Here is a 23,793-nt window from a genome sequence, read left to right on the forward strand (position 1 = left end):
ATAAAGATATCGTTGTCATAGCTGCCATTTCGACAATGCGGTACCGGCGTGATGGTCGTCACTTGAAGTAGTGTAATGTACGTTACATTATCCTCACAACAAACCATTCGCTCTGCATGTGGGGACTTAAGATCATGGCGAGGGGCATGCCTGCCAGAACTATTCTGGGGCCGGGATTGGCCATACTTGTGCCGCTGCTGCTGGCCGGCTGTGGCGCCAAGGAACCGGAGGCCGCCAAGCCGCGGCCCGTGCGTGTGGCCAAGCCCATGATCCTCAACGAACATTTCCAGGCTTTTTCGGGTGTCGTGGTCCCCCGCACGGATGTGCAGGCCGCCTTCCGCACGGGCGGCCGCATCGCGGCCCGGCTGGTCGAGGTAGGGGATCGCGTGACCAAGGGCCAGGCCCTGGCCCGGCTGGACCCCGCGGACCTGGACCTGGCCCTGAAGGCAGCAGAAGCCCGGCTGGCCCAGGCCACGGCGCAGGACATCCAGGCCGCCGCCAATCTGAAGCGCTACACGCCGCTGGTGGCCTCGGGTGCGGTCTCCCAGGCGCAGTTCGACAATGTGAAGGCCAGCGCCGACGCGGCCGCCGCGCAGAAACGCGAAGCCACGGCCGCGCTGGAGCAGGCCCGCAACCAGCGCGCCTATGCCACCCTGACGCTGGAGCAGGCCGGCACGGTCACGGCCGTCCTGGCCGATGCGGGGCAGGTGGTGGCCGCCGGACAGACGGCCCTGCGCATCGCCACCGACCAGGGGCGCGAGGTGGAGATCGAGGTATCGGAGGCCGATATCGCCCGGCTGAAGCCCGGCATGAAGGCCAAGGCCTATCTGTGGGCCGACGATACGCGGGTGACGGAGGGCACGATCCGGGAAATCGGGGCGGCGGCCGACAGTGTCAGCCGTACCTTCCGCGTCCGCATCGCCCTGCCCGCCGGGGCGGAGACGGTGGCGGCATTGGGCAGCACGGCCCGCGTCTATATTGACGATGAAGGCGGCGCTGGCCAGATTTCCGTCCCCCCCGCCGCCCTGTTCTTCCAGGGCGACAAGCCGGCGGTATGGGTGCTGTCGGCCTCACGCGACCGGGTGGAACTGCGCCCGGTGGAGGTCGCCGCCTATGGCAGCGACGCCATCATCCTGAAAACAGGGATCAAGGAAGGCGAGCTGGTCGTTTCCGCCGGTGCCAACCGGCTGGACCCCAACCTGCCCGTTCGCGTCTGGGACGGGGGGCTGCCGTGAGCGGATTGAACCTGTCGGCCTGGGCCATCCGGCACCAGGCCCTTGTCCTGTTCATGATCGTCATGTCGATGGCGGTCGGCCTGTTCGCCTTCAAGACGCTGGGCCGGGCCGAAGACCCCAATTTCACCGTCCGCACCATGCTGGTGACGGCGCAATGGCCCGGCGCTACCGCGCAGGAGATGCAGCAGCAGGTCACCGACCGTATCGAACAGGCGCTGCAGCAGGTGCCCAATTTCGACTTCACCCGCACCTACTCCCGGCCGGGCGAAGCCGTGATCATGGTCTATCTGCATGATTACACCCGGTCGGAGATCGTGCAGGACACCTGGTATCAGGTGCGCAAGCGCGTGGGCGACATGGCCCATACCCTGCCCGCCGGCGTCATCGGCCCGCAGTTCAATGATGAATTCGGCGATACCTACGGCATCATCTACGCCTTCTCCGGCGACGGGTTCAGCAATGTGGAGATGCGGCAGGTGCTGCTGGCCGCGCGCCAGCGCCTGCTGCGCCTGCCCTCCATCGGCAAGGTGGAGCTGCTGGGCGTCCAGGATGAGAAGATCTATGTCGAATTCGACACGGTGCGTCTGGCCGCTCTGGGTGTGACGGTCCAGCAGATCGGCAATACCCTGTCCGCGCAGAATGCCGTGACGCCCACCGGCATCATCGACAATGGCACCGACCGCATCCGCGTGCGGGTCACGGGCGCCCTGACGACGGAAGACCAGGTCCGCGCCTTGCCCATCCAGGCCAATGGCAAGCAGATGCGCCTGGGCGACATCGCCCGGGTCTACCGCGCAGCCCAGGACCCGCCGGAAACCCTGATGCGCCACAATGGCCAGCCCGTGACGGGCCTGGCCATCTCCATGGCCACGGGCGGCAACATCCTGACGCTGGGCGATGCGGTGAAGGCGGAAATGGCCGCCATCCAGCAGACCCTGCCGCAGGGGATCGACATCGCGCAGGTGGCCGACCAGCCGACGACGGTGCGCAACTCCATCGACGAATTCGCCCATGCCCTGGCAGAAGCACTGGGCATCGTGCTGCTGGTCACCTTCCTGTCGCTGGGCCTGCGCACGGGCATCGTCGTGGCCCTGTCGGTGCCGCTGGTGCTGGCCGTGACCTTCGGGGTCATGCTGGCGGCGGGCATCGATCTGCACAAGATCTCCATCGGCGCCCTGATCATCGCGCTGGGCCTTCTGGTGGATGACGCCATCATCGCGGTGGAAATGATGATGGTGAAGCTGGAACAGGGCTGGGACCGGGCCCGGGCCGCGGCCTTTGCCTGGACCTCCACCGCCTTTCCCATGCTGTCGGGCACGCTGGTGACGGCGGCGGGCTTCGTGCCCGTGGGTTTCGCCCATTCGGCGGCGGGTGAATATACCGGCTCCATCTTCTGGGTGGTGGCGACGGCGCTGCTGGTCTCCTGGTTCGTGGCCGTGATCTTCACACCCTATCTGGGCTTCAAGCTGCTGCCGGCGCCCAAGGACGGGGCGGAGGAGCATGGCCTGTCGGAAAACCACAACGCGGCCTATAACAAGCCCATGTACCGCCGGCTGCGCGCCAGCCTGGTCTGGACCGTGCGGCACCGTTTCATCGTCATTGCCGCGACTGTCGGCGCCTTCATCCTGTCCGTCGTCGGCTTCGGCTTCGTGCAACAGCAATTCTTCCCCAATTCCGCGCGTCTGGAACTGGTGGTCGATATGGAACTGCCCGAAGGCACGTCGATCAGCGTCACGGCGGCGCGGGTGAAGGAGATGGAAGCCTTCTTCGCCCAGGAAAAGGGCCTGGAAAGCTACAGCGCCTTCGTCGGCAATGGCGCACCGCGCTTCTACATGCCGTTGAACCAGGAACTGAAGCGCCCGAACTTCGCCCAGTTCATCCTGGTGGCCCGCACGCTGGAGGATACGGTGCGGCTGTCACATGATTTGCCGCCGATGCTGGACACCCGTTATCCGGAAATGCGCACCCGCGTGGCCAGGCTGGAAAACGGCCCGCCCGTCGGCTACCCGGTGCAGTTCCGCGTGCTGGGTCGCGATCCAGAGGTGCTGCGCGCCCTGGCCGGCGACCTGCGCGACCTGATCCGCACCAATCCGAATACGCTGGACGTCAATCTGGACTGGGTGGAAAAGGTGAAGTCGGTGCGTCTGGTCGTCGACCAGGACCGCGCCCGCCGCCTGGGCATCAGCAGCCAGGATCTGGCGCTGGCCATGCAGACGGTCCTGTCCGGTTACACCGCCACCCAGTACCGGGAAGGCACCGAACTGATCGATGTCGTGCTGCGCGCCCAGGACGATGAGCGCACGGCCGCCGACCGGCTGCGCGACATCCAGTTGCGGGGTGCCAATGGCCCGCTGCCGCTGTCGCAGATCGCCCGGATCGAGTATGGGGTGGAAAACGGCATCCTCTGGACCCGGTCGCGCGATCTGGCGATCACGGTCCGGGCCGATTTGCGCCCCGGCATCCAGGCCCCCACCGTGGTGGCACAGATTGAGGCGGTGCTGGGCCCCTATAAGGCCAAACTGCCCACCGGCTATCGCGTCGAGGTGGGTGGGGCCGTGGAGGAAAGCGCCAAGGGCCAGAAATCCATCCAGGCCGTGATGCCGGCCATGCTGGTGCTGATGCTGACCGTGCTGATGGTGCAGCTGCAAAGCTTCCAGCGGGTGATCCTGGTCTTCCTGACCGCACCGCTGGGCCTGATCGGCGTGACCCTGGCGCTCCTGATCTTCAATCAGCCCTTCGGCTTCGTGGCCCAGTTGGGCGTGATCGCGCTGGCCGGCATGATCATGCGCAATTCGGTCATCCTGGTCGACCAGATCGAACAGGATATCGCCGCCGGCCATGGCCGTTTCGACGCCGTGGTCGATGCCACGGTGCGCCGCGCCCGCCCCATCGCCCTGACGGCGGCGGCGGCCGTGCTGGCCATGATCCCGTTGTCGCGCAGCAGCTTCTGGGGGCCCATGGCCATCTCGATCATGGGCGGCCTGATCGTGGCCACGCTGCTGACGCTCTATTCCCTGCCCGCCATGTACGCTGCCTGGTTCCGCGTCCGCGACACGGAGACGGGCCCGACCACGCCCGGCGGCTGGGGGGCATGAAACCAGGGGGGATGGATATTGACCCCGGATGGACGGCGACGGCCGGCCCCGCGCCTGGGGGAACTCGCAGATCACAACCGCCCCCACGCAACCCTTCCCCCCGCCATCGCCACTTGTTCCGCACCCGCGAACAGGGCATGGTGGGGGAACGTTGCATTCTGGAACCAATCGTCCCTGTCGGGCCGCCATCGTTCCGGCGGTGCGTGACGGCCGGCCGTGCATGATGCGCGGGCCGGCGGCCGGGCTTCTTTCCGGCGGTTTCCAGGATCTACTTTCCCTATGCAGGATTTCTCTACTCTCGGTTTGGTGGCCCCGCTGATGGCCGGGCTGGCGACGGCGGGCTATGTCACACCCACCCCCATCCAGGCGCAGGCGCTGCCCGCGGCCCTGGCCGGTCGTGATGTTCTGGGTCTGGCCCAGACGGGTACCGGCAAGACGGCGGCTTTCGCCCTGCCCGTGCTGCAGGCACTGACCAAGGCCGACAAGCGCGCCCGCCCCGGCCATCCCCGCGCCCTGATCGTGCTGCCCACGCGTGAACTGGCGCTGCAGGTCGGCACCGTGTTCGACCTTCTGGGCGTGCAGCTGCCCTTCACCAACGCCGTCGTGCATGGCGGCGTGTCGCTGAACCCGCAGATCAAGGCGCTGGCTGCCGGCGTCGACATTCTGATCGCCACGCCGGGCCGCCTGATCGACCTGATGGATCAGGGCAAGTGCAAGCTGGACAGCGTCTGCCTGTTCGTCCTGGACGAGGCGGACCGCATGCTGGACATGGGCTTCCTGCCGGCCGTGAAGAAGCTGGTGGCAAAGCTGCCCAAGACCGGGCGGCAGACCATGTTCTTTTCCGCCACCATGCCCAACGAGGTGTCGGGTCTGGCCGAAAGCCTGCTGCACGACCATATCCGCGTGGAAGTGACGCCGCCCGCCACGACGGTGGAACGCATCGACCAGTCGGTCATCCATCTGGACATGGCCCAGAAGGCACCGACGCTGGTGAAGCTGCTGTCCGACCCTGCTGTTGAAACGGCCATCATCTTCACCCGCACCAAGCATGGCGCCAACAAGCTGGCCGCCCAACTGGCCGGGGCCGGCCTCCAGGCCGACGCCTATCACGCCAACAAGTCGCAAAATGCGCGCGAGCGCGCACTCGACGCCTTCCGTGCCGGCAAGACCCGGGCCCTGGTCGCCACCGATATCGCCGCGCGCGGTATCGACGTGGACCTGATCACCCATGTCTTCAATTATGACCTGCCGGAAGTGGCGGACGCCTATGTCCACCGCATCGGCCGCACGGGTCGCGCCGGCCGCGCCGGCACGGCCGTGTCGCTGGTCACGCCCGCCGACCGTCCGCTGCTGAAGCAGATCGAAAAGGTGACGCGCCAGTCGATCCCGCTGCACAGCATGGCCCCGGCCGCCGCCGCCGTTCTGCCGCAGCTGAAGCCGGAACGCCCGCCGCAGCCGCAGCCCAAGCGCGCCCGCGCCAAGCCGGGTCAGCCGGGCGAACGTGCGCAGCAGGGCCGTCCGGGCCCGCGCGGGCAGCAGCAGCCGCGGCGTCAGGGTGACACGGTCCGCACCGATGCCGCCCCGGCGGAGGGCTCGGCCCCCACGGCCCGTCCGCAGCAGCCACGCGCCCAGGGCCCCCGGCCCCAGGGTCAGGGCGCTGCTGCCCGCCCGCAGGGTCAGGGTCCGCGTCCCCAGGGTCAGGGCCAGCGCCCGGCCCAGCCGGGCAAGCCGCAACAGCATTCCCGTCCGGCGGCAACCAAGCCGCAGGGCGAAGCCCGGCCGGCCAACCCGCAGGCCGGCAAGCCCTCCCGCCCCGCCCGCCCCGCGCGCGAAACGGGGGCCGACCAGGGCGGCGACTGGACGCCGGAATTCCTGCGCCGTCCCGCCCGCGGCTAAGTGTGATCGCTTCAAATGGAATCATTTGAAGCGATCACACGGAAAACCAAATGTTCAGCGTCCAGCGATAAGTCTGAAGCATCTGCAGGTCGGGGTTCGGCATACGCCTCACCCCGACCTGCAGGCCTGATCGCGCCCAGCGCCGCGTTCCCCCTTCCGACCGCTGATGCTGACTTTCGCGGCCATCCTGCTAAAGTGGGATGGCTGTTGCCTCTGCCTGCCCACCATTCGGAGCCGTCCGCGGCCTCTCTTCGAACCGGTGGCGCCTAAGGTAACTGAATTACCAAACTGTTATCGAAATCCTGTAACTGGGGGGATCAAATCCGCCGCGGGCCGTGCTATACTGCCCGCAATGATCGGCCGCGCCCATTCGCGGCCCCATAACCGGACCACCAGAGCATCAAGGAACGCCCATGCGCCGCCATCGCCATGCCAAGATCGTCGCCACCGTCGGCCCGGCCAGCAACACGCCGGAGAAGCTGCGGGAGCTGTTCATGGCCGGCGTCGACGTGTTCCGCCTGAATTTCAGCCATGGCAGCCACGAAGATCACGCCAAGGTTCACGCCGCCATCCGTGCCCTGGAAAAGGATGTGGGCCGCCCCATCGGCATCCTGCAGGACTTGCAGGGCCCGAAGATCCGCATCGGCACCCTGATCGCCGGCAAGGAAGAGCTGGTGAATGGGGAAAAGGTGAAGTTCGTCCTGGGCAAGGAGCCGGGGACCAAGGACAACATCCCCCTGCCCCATCCGGAGATTTTCAAGGCCATCATGCCGGGGCAGGATCTGCTGATCGATGATGGCCGCGTGCGGGTGCGCGTGCGCGGCGTCACCGATGACACCATCAATGCCGAGGTGATCGTCGGCGGTGTCATCTCCAACCGCAAGGGCGTGAACCTGCCCGGCACGGCCCTGGACCTGTCGCCGCTGACGGAGAAGGACCGCGCCGATCTGGCCTTTGGCCTGTCGCTGGGCGTGGACTGGGTGGCGCTCTCCTTCGTGCAGCGCCCGTCCGACGTGATCGAGGCCAAGTCCCTGATCGGCGACAAGGCTGGTCTGATCTCCAAGATTGAGAAGCCGCAGGCGCTGGAGAAGATCGAGGATATCATCCGCCTGTCCGACGCCATCATGGTGGCCAGAGGCGATCTGGGCGTGGAAATCCCGCATGAGGATGTGCCCGGCCGGCAGAAGGAACTGGTCCGCGCCGCGCGTCTGGCCGCCAAGCCCGTGATCGTGGCCACCCAGATGCTGGACAGCATGGTGGCCAGCCCGACCCCCACCCGCGCCGAGGCATCCGACGTGGCCACGGCCGTCTATGACGGTGCCGATGCCGTCATGCTGTCGGCCGAAAGTGCCTCCGGCGCGTTCCCCTTGGAAGCCGTGTCGATGATGAGCCGCATCATCGCCAGCACGGAAAAGCACCCCACCTATCGCCCTATCATCACGGCGCTGGAGCCGGAGGTGGACCATACCCCCTCGCACGCCGTGGCCGGCGTGGCCGCCGATCTGGCCGACACGATCGACGCCGCCGCCATCTTCGCCTACACGGCCAGCGGCAATACCGTGGCCCGCATCGCCCGCAAGCGGCCGGACGTGCCCGTGCTGGCCACCACCCCGCATGCCGGCGTGGCCCGCCGTCTGGCCCTGGTCTGGGGCGCGCACGCCATCCATTCCGGCGATGTCGGCACGTATGAGGAAATGGTCGACCGTGCCCGCGCGCTGGCCGTGAAGGAAGAATTCGCCCGGCCGGGCGAACGCATCGTCATCGTCGCCGGCATCCCCTTCGGCCAGTCCGGCAGCACCAACAACCTGCGCATCGCCAAGATCTGACGCTCCATCCGGCATGCGAAAAGGCCCTGCCATCCCACGATGGCGGGGCCTTTTTTGTCATCCCGTCAATTTGCCGTCCCCGGCACCCGCGGAATGCGGGACCGGGTGCGGGTCTTTTCCGGGGCGGCACCCGTCGTGACCGTGCCCTGGTCGATCAGTTTGCTCATCGTCTTCTGCAAGGTGCCGAAGGCTTCGACAAAGCCCTTCGTGGTCAGCACCACGGTGGTCTGCGGGCTGACCGTCTGCCCCTCCACGGTGGCGAATTCGATGCGGACGGTGCCGTCCTTCAGGGTGACGCGGCCGATACCGTCGGCGAAGAAGGTGGCGGTCATTTCTCGGGCCTCCGGTTGGCAAGCACATGCAGCAATTGGGTCTGCGCCAGCGATAGCGTGTCGTGCAGCGCGTGGGTATGGCCGTCATGTCCCCGCTGCCCGCCCATGGCGAACAGGCGCGGCTGCAATCCGGCAAAGGCGTCGGGCGTGACGGTCAGGCCGAAGCCATGGCCCGCCTGCGGCAGGGGCGGCAGGGGCTGCCAGTCGTCGCTGTCGGGGCGGTAGCACAGCATATCGGCCCGGTCGCGCCCGTCATGGTCGATGCCACCGGCCAGGGCCACCCCGCCCCGTGCCAGGGTTGCGGCCGGCCGGGCCAGACCATGCGGCAGATGCGCCCGCTCAATCCAGCCGGCGCTGCGCGCCGACATCAGCGCCACACCCTTGCGCACCCGCCCATCGGCATGGCGCCCGCCGGCCAGCAGCACCATGCCGCCCAGCGTGACCGCCGCCTGTTCCATCACCGGTTCGGGCATGTCACCGATGATGCTGCACCGGCCACTGGCCAGATCGACCAGCTGCACGCAGGGCTGCGGTTCGCGGCCGGGACCATAGCCGCCGACGACATGGACCAGCCCGTCGATCAGGCTGGCCGTGGCATGGGCGACGGGGATTTTCAGGCGGCCGCGCGCCACCTCCCGCCCCGTGACGGGGTCCAGCAGCACCCACTCAGGCGCCGGCAGCCCATGGTTGATCAGCCAGCCGCCGCCGATAAAGACCAGATCGCGCCCGGCGGTGACGGCCATGCCATGGGCCGGCGCCACCAGGGCGGCCACCGACCAGGGCCGCCGCCCCGGCTCCGCCACCGTCACCCGCCCAGTCATCTCCTCCACGAAGGCCAGCAGCGGGCCGATCATGAAAGCATGGCCGGGACCACGGATATCATCGCCAACGCTGTCCACCCGATGCCATTGGCCTGCGGAAAATGTCTCTGCCGTCACCAAAGCACCGGACCGCCAGAAGCCGTCGGCCCCCTTGGAACCGGCGGCCAGCAGGCGCAGATCATCGTGCAGCAGCCTTGCCAGCCCGCGGCGCACCCAGTTGCGGGCCTGCTCATCCGGCCCCGTCAGCGGGTCAGGCGGTTCAACGCGCCAGGCCTCCGCCCAGGCGGCCAGCCCCTTCAGAAAATGCTGGTCGCGCCCATCGCCCAACAGCGCCGAAATCTCGGCCAGGGACAGAAACGGGCGGCGCCGGTCGGCAACCCGCACCCCTTGCGCGTCCAGCCAGACATCCGCCAGGGGCGCCCGGTGGCGGATGGGGCCGTCGGGGATCTTGGCCTGCCCGGCTTCCCATCCGGCCACGGCCACCTGACCACCGCGCAGCGGGGCTGTCCAGTAATCTCCCGTGCGATAGCGACCACCGGCCTGGAAGGCGATATGGACACCGGGGTCCAGCGTCTGGTCGGCCACCCGCGCCAGCCGCGGCCAGCTACCGGCCGGGTCGGGTGGCGTCAGATCATCCACGGCGGGCTGCAGCGGCACGTCCCAGATGCGCAGGATGCGCCCTTCCGCCGCCGCGTCGTCGCCGGGCCGCGACACCCAGTCACCCAGCAGAATCTGATCCAGCCCCTCATCCGCGGCCAGCACGGGGCAAAGGCGGCCGGGCCGGCCCAGCAGTTCGTCGGCATCCTCTGTCACCTCGGCCCAGTCCCCGTCGACGGGCCGGCTGGGCGCGGGGCCGATGATGCGGCGGCGAACCAGGGCAATGGGGGCGCCCTCGGCGTCGACACCGGGCAGCAGCTGTTCCACCGTCTGGGCCAGTCCCGCATTCTCGCGGGAGAATTTCCAGGTTGCCAGCGGCAGGATGCTGATCGCATCGCCATCACCGACACCGTCGGGCAGCCGGTCCAGCACCAGCAGGCCCGCCGGATCGGTCTGGATCGACACGATCCGCGCCAGGCTTCCCCCTGTCCCGTCGGCCTGCCCCGCCCCGATCCAGACAGGCGCGCCCACGGGCGGCGGCGCCATGCCCGCCGGCAGCACCACACGGCGGGCGGACGCCTGGACAATGCGGGCCGTGCGCAGCGCCTCGCGCGCGGCGGGTGGCAGCGGATCGGCAAGCGCCCAGCCGGAATCGTGGATTTCCACCCGGTACAGGCCGTTGACGCCCAGCGTGCGCTGCTCCCCGTCGCACCATAGTCGCAGGCTGCCGGCCCTCTCCTCCTCCAGGGCCTGGAAGCGGTCCAGCACACGCTGTTCATCGGCACCATGCAGGCATTTCACCTGCCAGACCTGCTGGCCGCGGACAACGGTGTCGATCCCGTCCAGGGCCGGGTCCAGCATCGACGGGCGCTGTGCGGCATCCAGCGATCGCTGGATGGCCTCCAGATAATAGAGATTGGCCCCCGTCCGCGGCAGATGGGTCCCACCCGGCAGGTAAGGCTGGTCCCCGACCGTCACCCGCGATGGGTTCAGCAGCCTGTCGCCCTGCAGGTAATAACGGCCGGCGCCGATATCGACATCGACGATGCGGATACGCGGGGGCCTGGCGGAGCCATGGACGATGCCGTTATTGCCATGACCGGATCGGTCCTTCAGGCACAGGTCCCCGCCATCCGGCAGCAGCGTCATGAAATCCAGATCGGCGACCAGCCGGTGGCGCGGCAGATGCCCCGCCCGCCGGGCCCGGGCGAAGGCGGCACTGTCGGCGGCAAATCGCCAGAGATGCAAGGCGGCCACCCGACAGGGCAAGGTGGCGCCATGCCCCTTGCCCGTCGGGCGCGAATGGGCGACCAGCAGCGCCGGCTCCCGTTCAGGCGGGTGGCGATCCTTGCCGTGATGGTGGCTGGCGGGCGTCGGCACACGCGTGGCCGCCGCCCCGTTCAGCGAGATTTCCAGCCAGGGCCCGCGGTCGACCAGCAGCAGATCGGTCCAAAGATCAAAACCGATGGTCCCCATGCGGTGATTTTTGTCGCCCAGCAGCAGGGACAGCGTCCCGTCGGCTGCCACCATCAGCCGCCAGAGGCCCGGCCGCTCCAGCAGCGGCCCATGCCCGCCCGCCGGCAGCAGCAGGCGCAGCAGCAGGGTCCAGGGCCGCTCCGGCACCCGTGCCTCGTCCAGCTCCTCCAGGATCAGCACACGGTCAAGGGCGTCGATCTCCACCCGCTCCACGACCCAGGCTGGTACCTCATGGGCGAACGGCAGCGAACGGCCGGGACCCAGGCGCAGCCCCTGGCGCCCGCCGTCCGCCGCCTCGTTCAGCGACAGGCAGGGGATGGGCTGGATGGCAAAGCCCAGATCGCGGGCGGGGCCGGCCGCCGGCCCCATGATCTCCCGCAAGCCACCCGTCGACAGGTCGCGCAGCAACGCCGCCAGCGCGTTCCAATCCGCGTCAAGCAGGGGCCGTCCCTGCTGCAACCACAGTCCGGCCAGGGTCGGGTCGTCGCCCGGGGGCGGCGGCAATCTGGTGAAATCGCCCTTCATGTCATCCTTCCCAGGCGGCGGCCGGTCCTGGTCATATCATCAGCATGATCTGGCATGACCGTCCCTCCGGCAGGAAATTCTCCAGCACGCGGCCGATGCCGTCCAGCTTCCCGGCCAGCCGCAGATGTCTGTGGGCGCCCCGGTGCAGCACGGCCGACCGTCCATCCGCCACAGGGAAGATCGGCATGGCATAGGCGGGGTTGCCCAGAACACGGCTGCGCAGGGGTGATCGGCCGTCCGGCCGATCCAGCGCCAGGCATTCCCGCAACTCGCATGGATGCACACTGCGCAGCGGCCCCAGCACGGTGCAACCGTCCAGCGCCAGGGCCGGCCCCCGGTCGGTGGGGCCCGCGGGTCCGCGCAGGGCCGGTCCGCCCCGGCCATCCAGGATGCTTTCACGCAACAGGCCGGTGACGCCGCGGGCGGGCAGAACCAGGGGGCCCAGGATGCAATGGCTGGCCGTCAGCCGGCGGCGGGCCGGGCTCGCATCCACGACCAGGGCCGGGCCTGCCGCCGGCATCAGGGTACAGTCAGCCAAGGTCAGATCGACAGGGCCGACCAGGGTCAACGCCCCGTCCAGCAGCAGACCCGAAAGGGTAAGGGCACCCGGCAGCGGCCCCGCCGCCACCCGCCACGCGCCGGAAAGGCACGGCCGGCAGCCATCGGCCGCCACAATGGTCAGGGACCGCCCGGCCAGCCGCAAGCCGGCGCCCGCCTTGGGCAGGTGATGGATGGCGCTGTCGGTGATGATGATGCGTGCGGCATCGGCCTGCGCGGGCCAGGCGGCAAGGGCGGCTGCCAGATCGGGAAAGTCGGCAGAACCCGCAGCCCCGGCGCGCACGATCCAGGCGCCTTCCTGCCGACGCGGCATCCGCTGCGCCCGGCCATAACCGCCGCCGCCCACATCCATCCCCATCGCCAGGGCATGGTCGCTGAACACGCGGTCGGGCACGGCGCCGGCAACCAGCAGGCGCCCCCGTTCCGGGTCCAGCAGCACCTGGATATCAGCCTCGGCCCGCGTCGCCGGAAGGGGCGGCCACACTGACAGGTCGGCGGGCACCAGCCGGTCTGCCGGCACAGGCACAACGCTGTCGCCGTAGCAGAGGCGCAGGGCGACGGGCGGGTCCGGCAGGCTGCTGCTGATGGGATCGGCCAGCCAGTCCGCCAGCCAGGCCCGCGTCAAGGGCAGGGGCAGATCGGCGATGCCGGAGGCAGCACCTGCCACGGGCAGCCGGGCGGGCGGCACATAGAGAGGGGTGGCGATGCCCAGCGGACTGAGGTGAAAGGCCCCCGGCACTTCCGCCACGGGCCGGGCCTCCACCCCGTAAAGCCGCACGGGACGCAGGGGCCAGGCCAGCAGGCCCATTGTGCCCGGCACGCCACCGGGCAGGCCCGGAATGCCGGTGCCGGCCACGGGCGCACCACGGCGCAGATCGACGCTGCGCGCCGCCACCAGACCCGCCGCCGGATCGCCGCCCCGGGCCTGGATACGCCATGTTCCCGCCTGCGGTGCGCCGGCCGCCCAGGTGCCGGACCGGAAATTGTCCAGATCCACCGCCATGCAGCTCCACCCGGAAATGGCTGTGGCCGCATGGCCCAGACAGACCAGGGTGCCCCGCCGCGAGCGGTAATCGGTCAGATTGGCGACAAGGGTGCGCAATCCTGGCAGCTCCAGACTGGCCAGCACAGGGTCCAGCGCCACCAGATCGCCCAGATAGGGTATCAGCCAGGGCTGGCAGGTCTCGATGAACCAGTTGTCATAGAGGCTCCCGATATTGGCATGCAGGGCCAGCGACTGGCTTTCCAGCGCCGTGAACAGCGCTTCCAGCGGATGGCCCTGCGCGATGTCACGCGCGCGATGGACCTGCGGCAGCAGGGAAAAGATATAACCCTTATCCATGGCCGGTCACCGGATCGATGCCCATGGGGGCGAAGCCGCGGGCCGGGGCCAGATGCAGCAGCAGATGCCCCGGCCCATCGGAGAGATAGACCCGTTCCGCCCCCAGCGGCGGTCCTTCGGCCGGCCATTCCCCGGCATGGGCGGGGATCAGGGGGCAGAGTTCCGGCGGTGAGCCCACGGGGTGCAGGAGCAGGATCTCGGCGCCGGCCACGCCCTTGGCCGCCTGCAGCGCCGCCAGGATTTCCGCCGCCGACAGGTCGCGGCCCAGGGGTCGGGCCGTGGCCCCGAAAGTCCCCAGAAGACGGCTGGCCAGGCTGTCGGCTGCATCGGGCGGCACCGCCCCCGCCCACCAGACGCTGGCCACCAGGCGCAGGGGCCGGTCGCGGGCCGGCAGCAGGCGGGGGATGCGCGCGCCAACGGGCTGGGCCGCCCGCAATTCACCCCGCAGCCGCTCGATCAGGCCGCCCGCCTCCACCCCCGCCGCGGCCGCCACGCTGATCAACGGACGGGCGTCCGCCCCGGTGCCGACGCCGGGGGCGGCCAGGGCGCCGGCCACATCCGGATCGTCGGCGATCAGGCGGACATTGTCGTTCAGGGTGATCAGGCGGCCGGCCGGCGCCATCGCACGTTCGATCAGCTCCAGGCGCAGGGTCGATGCCTGCTCCGGCGGCACGGCCTGGCTTTTCAGCAGCATGCGCACATCCTTGGCCAATCCGGCCATGCCCGAAATGATCTGGGAGAAGGAACTGCTGCCCGATGGCTGGCGGTTCAGCGGGCCGGGATCGGGCACCATCCCCATGCCGGCACGGTAGGATGCGCGGATATTGCCGGTGCCCAAACCGGGCCGCGCCCCATGGCGCCCGTCGCCGAACAGGATGGTGGCGCGCCCCGCGCTGTCAACAATGACGCGGTAGCAATGGTCGGCGGGACCGCAGGCCGCGAAATCCCCCACCTCCTGCCAGGGCTGGCCATCCACGCTGACGGTCAGGGTGCTTTGCCGTGCATCCGGGCCACCGCCGGGCAGGAACACCAGCGGCATGCGGCGCAGCTGGAACTGCTGGCTTTCGCGGTCGGGATCACCATTGCCCAGCACTTCGTCCAGCACGCTCTCGCCCTGGCTGGCCACCACGACATTGGCGTTCAGCTGCACGCTGTCGGGGTCCAGCACCAGGCCAGGTGCGCTGTCCAGGGTCAGCACCGTCGCCACCCCGTCGCCCAGCATGTCGGCCACCACCACCTGCCGCACGCAGGCAAGGACCGCGTCCTTCTCCCCCGACGGGCGCAGGATCAGCTCGTCCGGCCAGACGGTCAGCGGACAGCTGCTGCCATCGGCGCTGTTCAGCACCAGGGACCAGCGACCCTGCGCGTCCACGGTACCAGCCATGGCGGCCGGCGCCGGTCCGGGACGCAGGGCGCGCAGCCCCCCCGCCGTCGGCAGCAGCAACCGGCACCAGTCAGCGGTCACCAGTGCCCAGCCATCGGCTGCGCGGATGGTGACGGCATCGTCCGGCACGGTGTCCTGCGCCTCCTTGAACAGGCGGCGGATCAGGGGTCCGACCAGCCCCTGGTCCAGCAGGTCCGCCTCCGTTGCCGGCAGATCAAACAGATCCTGCTGCGACAGAAGCGGATATTCGCCGGGTACCGCCGTCCACCGCAGGCGCCCGGCCGTCAGCAGCCGGTCCGGTGCCGGGGCCAGCAGGCAGGACAGATCGCCCGGCAGACCGATGCCGGTGGCCATCGGCTGGTCCAGCGTGGGACCGGCACACAGGGTCAGTCCCGCCTCCCCGCCGACGGCCAGCCAGGATGGGGTCAGCAGCGCTGCATCGATCCGGGTCGATCCGGTGGCAACCGGCTGCCAGGCGCCGTCGGCCCCGATCCGCAGCCATGCGCCTGCGTCCGCCGTGCCCGCCAGCAGTCGGTCGCCCTGGCCGGACAGCGCCGTGATCCGGTTCGATCCCAGCCCGTCATTGGCGGCACGCCATCCCGGCTGTCCGGGTGCCCGCAGCAGGACGCCGTCACCATCGGTGCCCACGGCCAGCGTACCATCGGCCAGCAGGGACAGGGCCGTGACGCAGGCGCCGGGGTCCAGGTCGCCGCCACCGCAGCGGGCCCAGCCCGTGGTCCCGACCAATGACAGCAACCCCGTGGGGCCGCCGATCCACGCCCCGCCCTGCCCGTCGGGCAGCAGGCAGGCCGGCGCATAGCCGGGCGGCAGCGCGGGGCCGGGCGTCCAGCCGGCATCGCCGTCCCGGCGCCAGGCCACCCCACCTTTGCCCGCAAGCCACAGGACATCCCCATAACCGGCCAGGGTCGCGGGGGCGGGCCCGGCGGGCACGCCGCCCGCGTCGGGCTGCCAGGTCACACCCTGGTCGATCGACCGCAGCAGCAGGCCGGCCGCATCCAGCGCCCACAGGGCCGCCTGCGTGCCGGTCAGGGCCAGCAGGTCATGGCCCGCCAGCGCGCGGGCCGGGCGCGTGGACGCACCGGGAATGATGCTCTGCACCCCACCCAGCAGCAGCGGCGCCACCCGTGCCGGCCGCCCCGTCAGCACAACCGGCTTCACGGCGGCCAGCACCTGTCGGCCGGCCGGCGGCGTTGCCGTTGCCGAACGGGGCCCCGGGACCTCCCGCACGGGCACGGCATCCGGGCTGTTGCTGGTGTCATCCAGCCCCGTGACCAGCCCCTGCACGGAAACCCGGTCGGTCAGACCCACGGGCTGTGGCGGCATCAGCGCCCCGCCCGCCAGCGGCAGTTCGCGGCTGGCGGCCAGGGCCAGACTGGTCCGGCGTGGAAAATCGGCCAGATCCACGCCGGAAGGCACTTCCAGCAGGACGCGGCACACACGGCGATTACGCGCGAAGGCATTGGCCTGTACAGGATAGGCGCGGATGACATTCATGGCCGCGATATGTCCGCTGTCGGGATCGCGCAGGACCAGCCAGCTGCCGGGTGCCAGGGCCAGACCCGGCGCATCCAGGTCCAGCACAGGCTGCCCATCGGCCTCCATGTCGGGGGGGGCCGGCCCGCCCAGCGCGAAGCCCGGCCATTCGGCCACCGGCGTCGGCGTCTGGGCGAAGGCCAGCCAGCCCGATGCCGATACGCCCAGCAGGCCTGGCCCGTCGGCTGGCGTCACGCTGCGGATGCAGGTCCAGGACCGGCTGTCCGGGTCATAGAGGAACACACCCCCGCCCGTGCCATCCTCCGCGGGGTCAATCAGGGCGACGGCCCGGCGCACCCCATGCAGCGTCAGGCCGATAATCTGACGCACGGGCGGCAAGGCGTCCCCGGGGCGCCGTGGCAGGCCGGTCGACGCTTCCCACAGCCGGTCCAGCTGATCATACATCACACAGCCCTGGTCGGTCGCGACCAGCAGGCCCCCCTCCCCCAGGCGGTCGGACAAGGGAACCAGACTGTGCGGCTTGCGGGTCCCCAGACCCGACAGGCGGCCATCCGCGGCCTCCAGCTTCTGCCATTCGCGTCTGGTCGTCTGCCACAGCGCGCGCGCGGCCAGCCCGACCTGCCGTTCCACCCGCCCCGCCAGCCCCGGCAGCATCAGCACATGACCCAGCCAGATCAGGCCCCGGCGCAGCAGCGACGGCCCCTGCTTCCTGGCCGGGGCCGGGGGCTTCGTCTTGGTTGCCGGGGCGGCAGCGGCGGTAGGCGGGGGCGGCAGGATCGCGTCCTTCACGCCCAGCCGTTCAATGCCGCCATCATGGCAGACGGCCACGACATGGCCCGTAGCCCCCATCACGGCATCGGCGAAGCGGGTTGGCATGTCCTTGTCCGTGCCGGCCAGCAGCCGGGTCAAGCGCACGCACAGCCAAGCCCCCGCCTGTCGGCGCAGGAACAGGCCGCTGTCGGTCAGGGCCATGATTCCGCCCCCACCGGGAAAGGCGGCGACCGGCATCAGGCGGCGCACCTGTTCGGCCGGCAGGGCGGCGCGGGCCGGGGCCGGGTGCTTGCCCGAATTATCCAGCACATAGCCCCCGGCCAGGGAGTTCCAGCCCCGGCGCGGATCGTCGCTGCGGAAGGCGGCCCCGGCCGGCCCGCCCGCCAGAACCCCGCCCTGTCCGTCATCACACAGCATCTGCAAACCGCGCTGGGTCAGTCCGCCCCGGCTGGGCGTCCAGGCCGCGTCCAGCCGCGTCCGCAGCAGCAGCCCATCGCTGGTCGACAGCAGCACGTCGCCACCGTCCAGCGGCTGCACGGCCGCGAACTGGCCCGTGGGAATGTCCTGGTTCACGGCGTGCCAGGGCGCATCGGGCAGATCGGCACTGTCGGGCGGCAGCAGGAACAGCCCCCCGGCCGCGATCCCCTGTTCCAGACGGCGCGGGCGCGGCAGACTGTCCAGCGCCGGCGCGTCGGCCCCGAAGATGGCGGCCTGCCGGTCGAACGCATAAAGACGGGGCTGTCCGACGGCCGGTTCCGCCGCATCGGCCGCCAGTACCAGTTCCGTCACCCCCAGCGACCGCAGTTCCGTCAGGGACTGGGCCGTGCGCAGCAGGCGCAATGGCGTGCCGTCCGCCCCCTGTCCCGTCAGCAGCAGGTGCGCCGCCGCCGCCACACCCGGCTGGGTGCCGGTCAGCCGCAGGCCGCGTACGGCAGCGGGTAGCTGGCGTGGCGGCGGTGGGGGCGGGACGTAACCCGTCAGCGCGTTCCATTCCCTGCGCACGGTCAGGGCATTGTCCGTTTCGAACAGGACGGGTCGCTGGCTCTTCACATCCACATGCCGGATGGCGCTGCCCGCCGGCAGCAGCGCCCGCGTGGGCAGGCCCCGCCCTTCATGCATGGTCAGGATGAACCAGGCCGTTGCCGCACAGCCGGGGTCCAGGATGGCGGTACCGGGGGTGGCAACCGCCCCGCCGCGACGGGCCCCCACGGTGCCCAGCAGCATGTCCAGCGACGCCGGATCGCGCGCCGTGCGCAGGAACCCGTCATTCAGCAGCTGTTCCTGGTAGAAGGACAGGATGTCCCCGACCTCCGCCCAGGCATCGACCAGGGCCGACACCCAGTCGGCCGACGGATCGGCGGGCAGGTCGGCATAGGGTTGCCAGGTGCCGCGGTCCGCATCCGCGGACGGCACCTCCACGGTATGCAGCCGGGCCAGCATCTCCGCCCGGAATTGCGCCCAGCGGCCCAGCCGCCAGTCCAACCTGTTCTGGCCGGGCGGGGTGGGGGCGATGGGGGGGGCCAATCCGGCCCGCGCGCCCGTGACGTGCCAATGCCGGCTCATGCCCCGCCCCCCACGATCCGGATATCCAGGCCGCCGCCTTCCTCTCCGCCCCCGGCCACCAGCACCAGTTCGCCCGGGGCGGGGATCAGCGCGGCGGGGACGACGCCGGGCGGCACGCCACGCCGGCGCAGGTCGGTGACACGGGCTCCGGCGACACCGGAAACGGCCATGGCCCGGGCGACCAGGGCACTGGCGTAGAGCGGCCGGCCGAACACCTGCCGGTCGGGCGCAAAGAAGCCGTCACCATCGCTGGCGAAGGCAGCAGCAAGGGCGGCACGCAGCAGCGACGCCGGCATGCGGTTGTGCGCCACCACCTCCAGCCCGACCAGCAGCGGGGCCAGCTTCGGTCCCACCACGTCCAGCCGGTGGCCGGCCAGCCGCCGTTCCTCCAGATAGATGCGCACCCGGTCCAGCAGCGGCCCCGGCACCCACAGCGATCCCGCCGCCCGTACATGCACGGTCACGCCCGGCCCCGCCGGTGGCGCCAACGGCAGCGCCACCGCCTCCGCGATGCCGGGCACGGACAGGGCGGCGGCGACGTAATCGTCAGGCTGCGCGCAGGTCAACAGGAAGGGACGGGTGCGGGCGACCCGACGGCGCGCCGCCTCCATCGGCTCCGGCGCCAGGGCGGCGCGGATGGGGACCGGATTGCCCAGCCCGGCCAGATCCTGGCGCAGCCGTCCTTCGTCCAGCCCGGCCGGCGCCACCAACGTGCCCACCCCGTCGCGGCGGATGACGGGGGATGGCTGGGCCGCCAGTTGCCCTTGGACGGCAAAGCGCGTGCCGGGCGCCGGCAGCCGCCCGTTCACCCCGTCGCCAAAGCGCAGGGTGACGGCGCCATCCTCCTCCCGCTCCGCCACCACATGCCGATCGTCGGGCCCGCTGCACAGAAGATCGGGCACGATGGTCCAGGGCCGGCCCAGATCGTCGGTCAGGCGCAGACCGAACCGCGCGGTATCGGCATCCGCGGACAGCAGTGATGCGGCGGACACCGGCGCACCCGGCAATGGCAGACAGGGGGCGGCCACCAGACTGGTCCAGGGCAGTCCCGGCCGGTACGGCCCCTCGTCCGGGACCGGCGGCAGGCTGGCCGCCTCCCAATACCCGCCCTGGCACAGCGCGATATTGCCATAGGCAAAGGCGCGCCTCCCATCCTGCATGGCCGGCAGGGTGAAGGGCAGGGCATCCTCGGCATGCCAGGCCAGTTCCACCAATATCCCATTGCCGCCCGGGGGGGTGCGCAGCCGCTCCAGGCCGGTTATCCGCACCAGATGCGCCTGTCCGTCCGGCGCTTCCAGCCCCAGCAATGCGCCGGGCAGGGTCCAGTTCCCAGAAGCACCGCCGGCAGCCGCGCGTTCCAGCAGGGCCAGGGAGGCGGTGTCCAGGGACAGGCGCGCATGCCGGGCGCCACGGGCCACGGCCACCCCACGGACATCGGCCAGCGACAGCAGGTTCAGCGCCGGCTCCAGCGCCAGATTGCCCAGCGTGGTGAAAGCCTGATGCCCGCGTTCCAGCGCATGGCGCCAGCGATGGCCGTCCAGCGCCTCCACCCGCTCCAGCCCCGGCGCCACCATCAGGATCGTGTCGGCCGGCAGCGTGAAGCCGCGATTGACGCGGATCCGCACCCAGCCGCGCGCCACGCACCCCTCCCGCAGGCGCACGCCCAGCAGCCGTGCATGCCGGGCCAGCGACCGGCGCAGCCGCGCGGTTGCCAGATGGGCCTCCACACCCACAGCGTCCTGATACAGGCTCAGGTAATCCGCCGTATAGGCCAGGGCCTCCACCACCATCACGCCGGGATCGGCCGGAGAGGCGTCGGTCCAGGCCGGCTGGTCGGCGCGCAGGCGGCGCAGCATCATCGACCGGAAGCCGTTGTAATCCTTGACCAGATAGTCGATGTCGCGCGTCAGCTCCGGTCCCGGAACCAACTCGGGCGGCAGATAGAACAGGACGGTGGCCCCGACGGGGCCCAGCAGGGCAGGCAGGTCGGCCCGCAGACGCAGACGATCGTCCAGCATGGACCGTTCCATGCCCGTGGCCGACAGGACCAGGGTCGCGGCCAGCGCCTGGCCCGGCACGGTCCAGCGCAGATCGGTCAGCGCGACGGGCGGCCGGCCGGTGCCATCGGCCCGTTCCAGCGTCAGGCAGGAAAGCGGCGGCGCCTCCATCTCCATCCCCGCCTCCGGGGGCGGCAGATCGAAATAAAGGGTCAATGCCCAGCGCCCGCCACCCAGCGCCACACATTCGGTCCAGGCAACAACACCGGGCAGGCGGGGCACGGGGGAGGATGGCAGGGCGGGAACGGGTTTGTGAACCATGTCCGCCCCCTAATGCTGATAGCGCGCAAGATGGCGCGTCTGCGTCTGCGGGTCGATATAGCGCACGGTGACTTGCAGCACCGGCCCGCGCGTCTCCGCCTCCACCGACTCGATCTGAACCACGCCTTCCAGATTGCGCTGAAGCTCACCGCGCACCATGAACAGCACAGCCGCCGCCAGTTCGGTATTTTCCGGCTGGAAGACCAGATACTGGATGCCGCAGCCAAAATCCGGGCGGTTGACGCGTTCACCCTTCACGGTGAACAGGACCTGCTCGATCAGCTGCACGATGTAGTTGTGGCGATCGGTGCCGTGCAGATGGCCCCGGGAGAAAGCGAAGGGAAAGGCGATATGCATGGCTGTCTTCCTTTCCGGCTTAGAAGGGCGGCACGATGACGCCCTCGATCACGCCGAGAACCGCCTCGTCCCCCTCCACCGTCAGGGCGCCTAAGAAATTGCCATCACCCTCCACCGACAGGGCGCCCAGGATGTTCACCTCCCCCTCCACCTGTGTGGCGCCGACGATATTGACATCGCCGGTGATTTCCACCGCCCCCGTGATCTCCACCGCTCCGGTGATCTCGACAGCGCCTGTGATCTCCACATCGCCGGTGATTTCGACGGCGCCGGTGATTTCCACATCGCCCGTGATTTCCACGGCACCGGTGATTTCCACATTGCCGGTGATCTCCACCGGTCCTTCGATCGTCACATTGGCCGTGATCTCCAGTTCCGGCGTCTCGATGACGATCGCTTCCTCGGTGATCTGGATCGTGGTTTCAGGGATGTCGATGGAGATGTCTTCCGGCGTGACGGCGATGGTCACGTTGGGCATGGTCAGGATCATGCCCTCCACCCCCGCCGTCAGCTCGATATATTCCGGGGCCACCGGTTCGATCAGGCGCAGGGTGAAGCCGCCTTCGGCCGGCGTGTCGTCCCATTTCATGGTCAGGAATTCGGTGACCATGCCCTTGATGGAGGGTATGGCCGGATCGATCGGCACCAGCAGCGGATCGGTCCAGAAACATCCCGTCCAGATCGGGCTGGTGGGGTCCCCACCCTCGAATTCCACCCAGATGGTGGCGCCGATGGGCGGAATGGCGAACCAGCCCACCCGTTCCCCGCCATAGGGGAAGGCCGGCAGGGCCCAGTTCAGCAACATGCCGGGCAGCGACGGCACATCGGGCAGGACACGGCCCAGGAGCATCGGGTCGACATTGTCCATGACGATGCCACGATATTTGCCATAGAAGCGGCGGGGGCCCTGTTCCGGCATCAGGTGGCCCCCGCGCTGAAGCCGATCTGGCTGCTGGGCACCGTGGTCAGGGTGGACTGCCAGCCGTCGCGCGTCAGGGCGAATTCCTGGACATAGGCCCCGCGGGAGATGGAATGGGTGGTCTTCTGCACATACCACAGCCCGTCAAAGCTGGTGCCGGCCCCGGCCAGGGCGACCACACCCGGCGCCACCAGCGGCCCGCCATAGCGCAGGGCGTCCAGCCTCCCCTTCAGGGTGGAGACATTGTCGGCAGACGCGTCGGTGATGGACTGGGCGGCGTTATAGGCCTGCAGCACATTCATGCCCTGATGCATGAACAGCCGGTAATTCAGCAGGGAGATGCTGTCCCCACCGCCGCCCAACAGGGTGCCGGCCACGCCGGATACAAGCTGTTCCACCGACGACAGCGCCTGGGATGCCAGATTGGCGACGGAGGAAACGGAAAAGGAAAAGCTGACGGGGGTCAGTGGCGTGTCGGCGGCCAGCGTGCCGGACCGGGTATTGCCTACGGTCATCACCGGCAAGGGCAGGTCGGTCAGCGTATCCATGACCATGCCATAGACCAGGGTGGCGGCGGTGCCGTCATATTCAGCGACCAGTTGCGTCACCGTGCCAGCCGACGGATCGACGGTCAATACGGGCTGCGGCGTGGCCGTGCGCTGCGGCGGCCCCCAATAGGCCGTGCTCTGCCCTGGCGTCTGGCCCGGCTGGATGCAGAAGACACAGGCATTGCGCGCGGCCAACTGGTTCAGGAAGGCCCGGTCGGTCGCCGCCTGCTGGGTCACGCCGAACAGGTTGGTGACGATGCCCTGGGTCAGGTCGACACTGGGCGTGATGCCCAGCCCGCTCCATTTTTCCAGGATCAGGGCGGCGATGGCACTGTCGGGCAACAGCGGATATTCCAGGGAATATTCATACACATCCATTGCAACGGACAGGTCCTCCCCCGTCACGATGATCCGCGCCTCCTCCGTCACCGTGGGTGGCTGCAGCTGCACATGGGTGACGAACCCATCGATCAGCACGGGGCTGGTCGTGGGGGCCGTCACTTGGATGATGACGCGCTGGCCGGGCTTCAGCGACCCGCTGGCCAGCACGGCATAGTCGGGAACGTCGGCGGCTGTGCGCGGGGTGGTGAAGGTCAGCTGGAAACCGTTGGGCGCACGGTCGCTCTGCGTGACTTCCACGCTGTCCAGCGCGTTCATCAGGGAAACCGGCATCGGGTTGCCGGGCCCCAGCAGCAGCGTGACGGCGAAGCCCATG

General features: G+C 69.7%; 12 protein-coding genes. 4 read left to right on the forward strand and 8 right to left on the reverse strand.

Translation table 11 applies throughout. From position 1 onward, the window contains the following. The first annotated feature begins 146 nt into the window (after positions 1-146). The 4 genes from ACODTW_RS07515 to pyk all read left to right on the forward strand — a co-directional run bounded on the left by ACODTW_RS07515 (position 147) and on the right by pyk (position 8,052). Positions 147-1,235: an efflux RND transporter periplasmic adaptor subunit gene (locus ACODTW_RS07515; protein WP_488945344.1), complete on the forward strand. Its 1,089-nt coding sequence runs from the start codon at positions 147-149 to the stop codon at positions 1,233-1,235. Further along, positions 1,232-4,330 (forward strand): efflux RND transporter permease subunit, encoded by a 3,099-nt coding sequence (locus tag ACODTW_RS07520; RefSeq protein ID WP_488945345.1) that lies wholly within the window; start codon positions 1,232-1,234, stop codon positions 4,328-4,330. Before ACODTW_RS07515 ends, ACODTW_RS07520 begins: the two co-directional genes overlap by 4 nt. A gap of 279 nt (positions 4,331-4,609) precedes the next feature. Beyond that, positions 4,610-6,226 (forward strand): DEAD/DEAH box helicase, encoded by a 1,617-nt coding sequence (locus ACODTW_RS07525; RefSeq protein ID WP_488945346.1) that lies wholly within the window; start codon positions 4,610-4,612, stop codon positions 6,224-6,226. 413 nt (positions 6,227-6,639) lie between these two features. Beyond that, positions 6,640-8,052 (forward strand): pyruvate kinase, encoded by a 1,413-nt coding sequence (pyk, locus tag ACODTW_RS07530; protein ID WP_488945347.1) that lies wholly within the window; start codon positions 6,640-6,642, stop codon positions 8,050-8,052. A 65-nt stretch (positions 8,053-8,117) separates the two neighbouring features. On the opposite strand, the gene ACODTW_RS07535 is transcribed toward pyk, so the two are convergent. Genes ACODTW_RS07535 through ACODTW_RS07570 form a run of 8 tightly spaced genes read right to left on the reverse strand, consistent with a single transcriptional unit; the run spans position 8,118 to position 23,792 of the window. Continuing rightward, the gene (locus ACODTW_RS07535) at positions 8,118-8,384 is read right to left on the reverse strand and encodes a hypothetical protein (protein ID WP_488945348.1); all 267 of its coding nucleotides are present in this window, start codon (positions 8,382-8,384) and stop codon (positions 8,118-8,120) included. Next, a complete protein-coding gene (locus ACODTW_RS07540; protein WP_488945349.1) occupies positions 8,381-11,803 on the reverse strand; it encodes a DUF6519 domain-containing protein in 3,423 nt (1,140 codons plus the stop codon). The genes ACODTW_RS07535 and ACODTW_RS07540 overlap by 4 nt, the downstream gene beginning before the upstream one ends. A 31-nt stretch (positions 11,804-11,834) precedes the next feature. After that, positions 11,835-13,703, reverse strand: a complete 1,869-nt coding sequence (locus ACODTW_RS07545; RefSeq protein WP_488945350.1) for a hypothetical protein — start codon at positions 13,701-13,703, stop codon at positions 11,835-11,837. Then, positions 13,696-18,936 carry a hypothetical protein gene (locus ACODTW_RS07550; protein ID WP_488945351.1) on the reverse strand — a complete coding sequence of 1,747 codons (5,241 nt, stop codon included), beginning with the start codon at positions 18,934-18,936 and terminating at the stop codon, positions 13,696-13,698. The genes ACODTW_RS07545 and ACODTW_RS07550 overlap by 8 nt, the downstream gene beginning before the upstream one ends. Next, positions 18,933-21,254 (reverse strand): baseplate J/gp47 family protein, encoded by a 2,322-nt coding sequence (locus ACODTW_RS07555; protein ID WP_488945352.1) that lies wholly within the window; start codon positions 21,252-21,254, stop codon positions 18,933-18,935. Before ACODTW_RS07555 ends, ACODTW_RS07550 begins: the two co-directional genes overlap by 4 nt. A 9-nt stretch (positions 21,255-21,263) precedes the next feature. Further along, positions 21,264-21,611, reverse strand: a complete 348-nt coding sequence (locus tag ACODTW_RS07560; protein ID WP_488945353.1) for a GPW/gp25 family protein — start codon at positions 21,609-21,611, stop codon at positions 21,264-21,266. Positions 21,612-21,630: 19 nt separating this feature from the next. Continuing rightward, entirely contained in the window at positions 21,631-22,530 is a 900-nt protein-coding gene (locus ACODTW_RS07565) for a phage baseplate assembly protein V (RefSeq protein ID WP_488945354.1), read from the reverse strand. After that, positions 22,530-23,792, reverse strand: a complete 1,263-nt coding sequence (locus ACODTW_RS07570) for a hypothetical protein (RefSeq protein ID WP_488945355.1) — start codon at positions 23,790-23,792, stop codon at positions 22,530-22,532. Before ACODTW_RS07570 ends, ACODTW_RS07565 begins: the two co-directional genes overlap by 1 nt. Position 23,793: the final 1 nt, after the last annotated feature.

The organism is Niveispirillum sp. FG148, assembly GCF_057809655.1.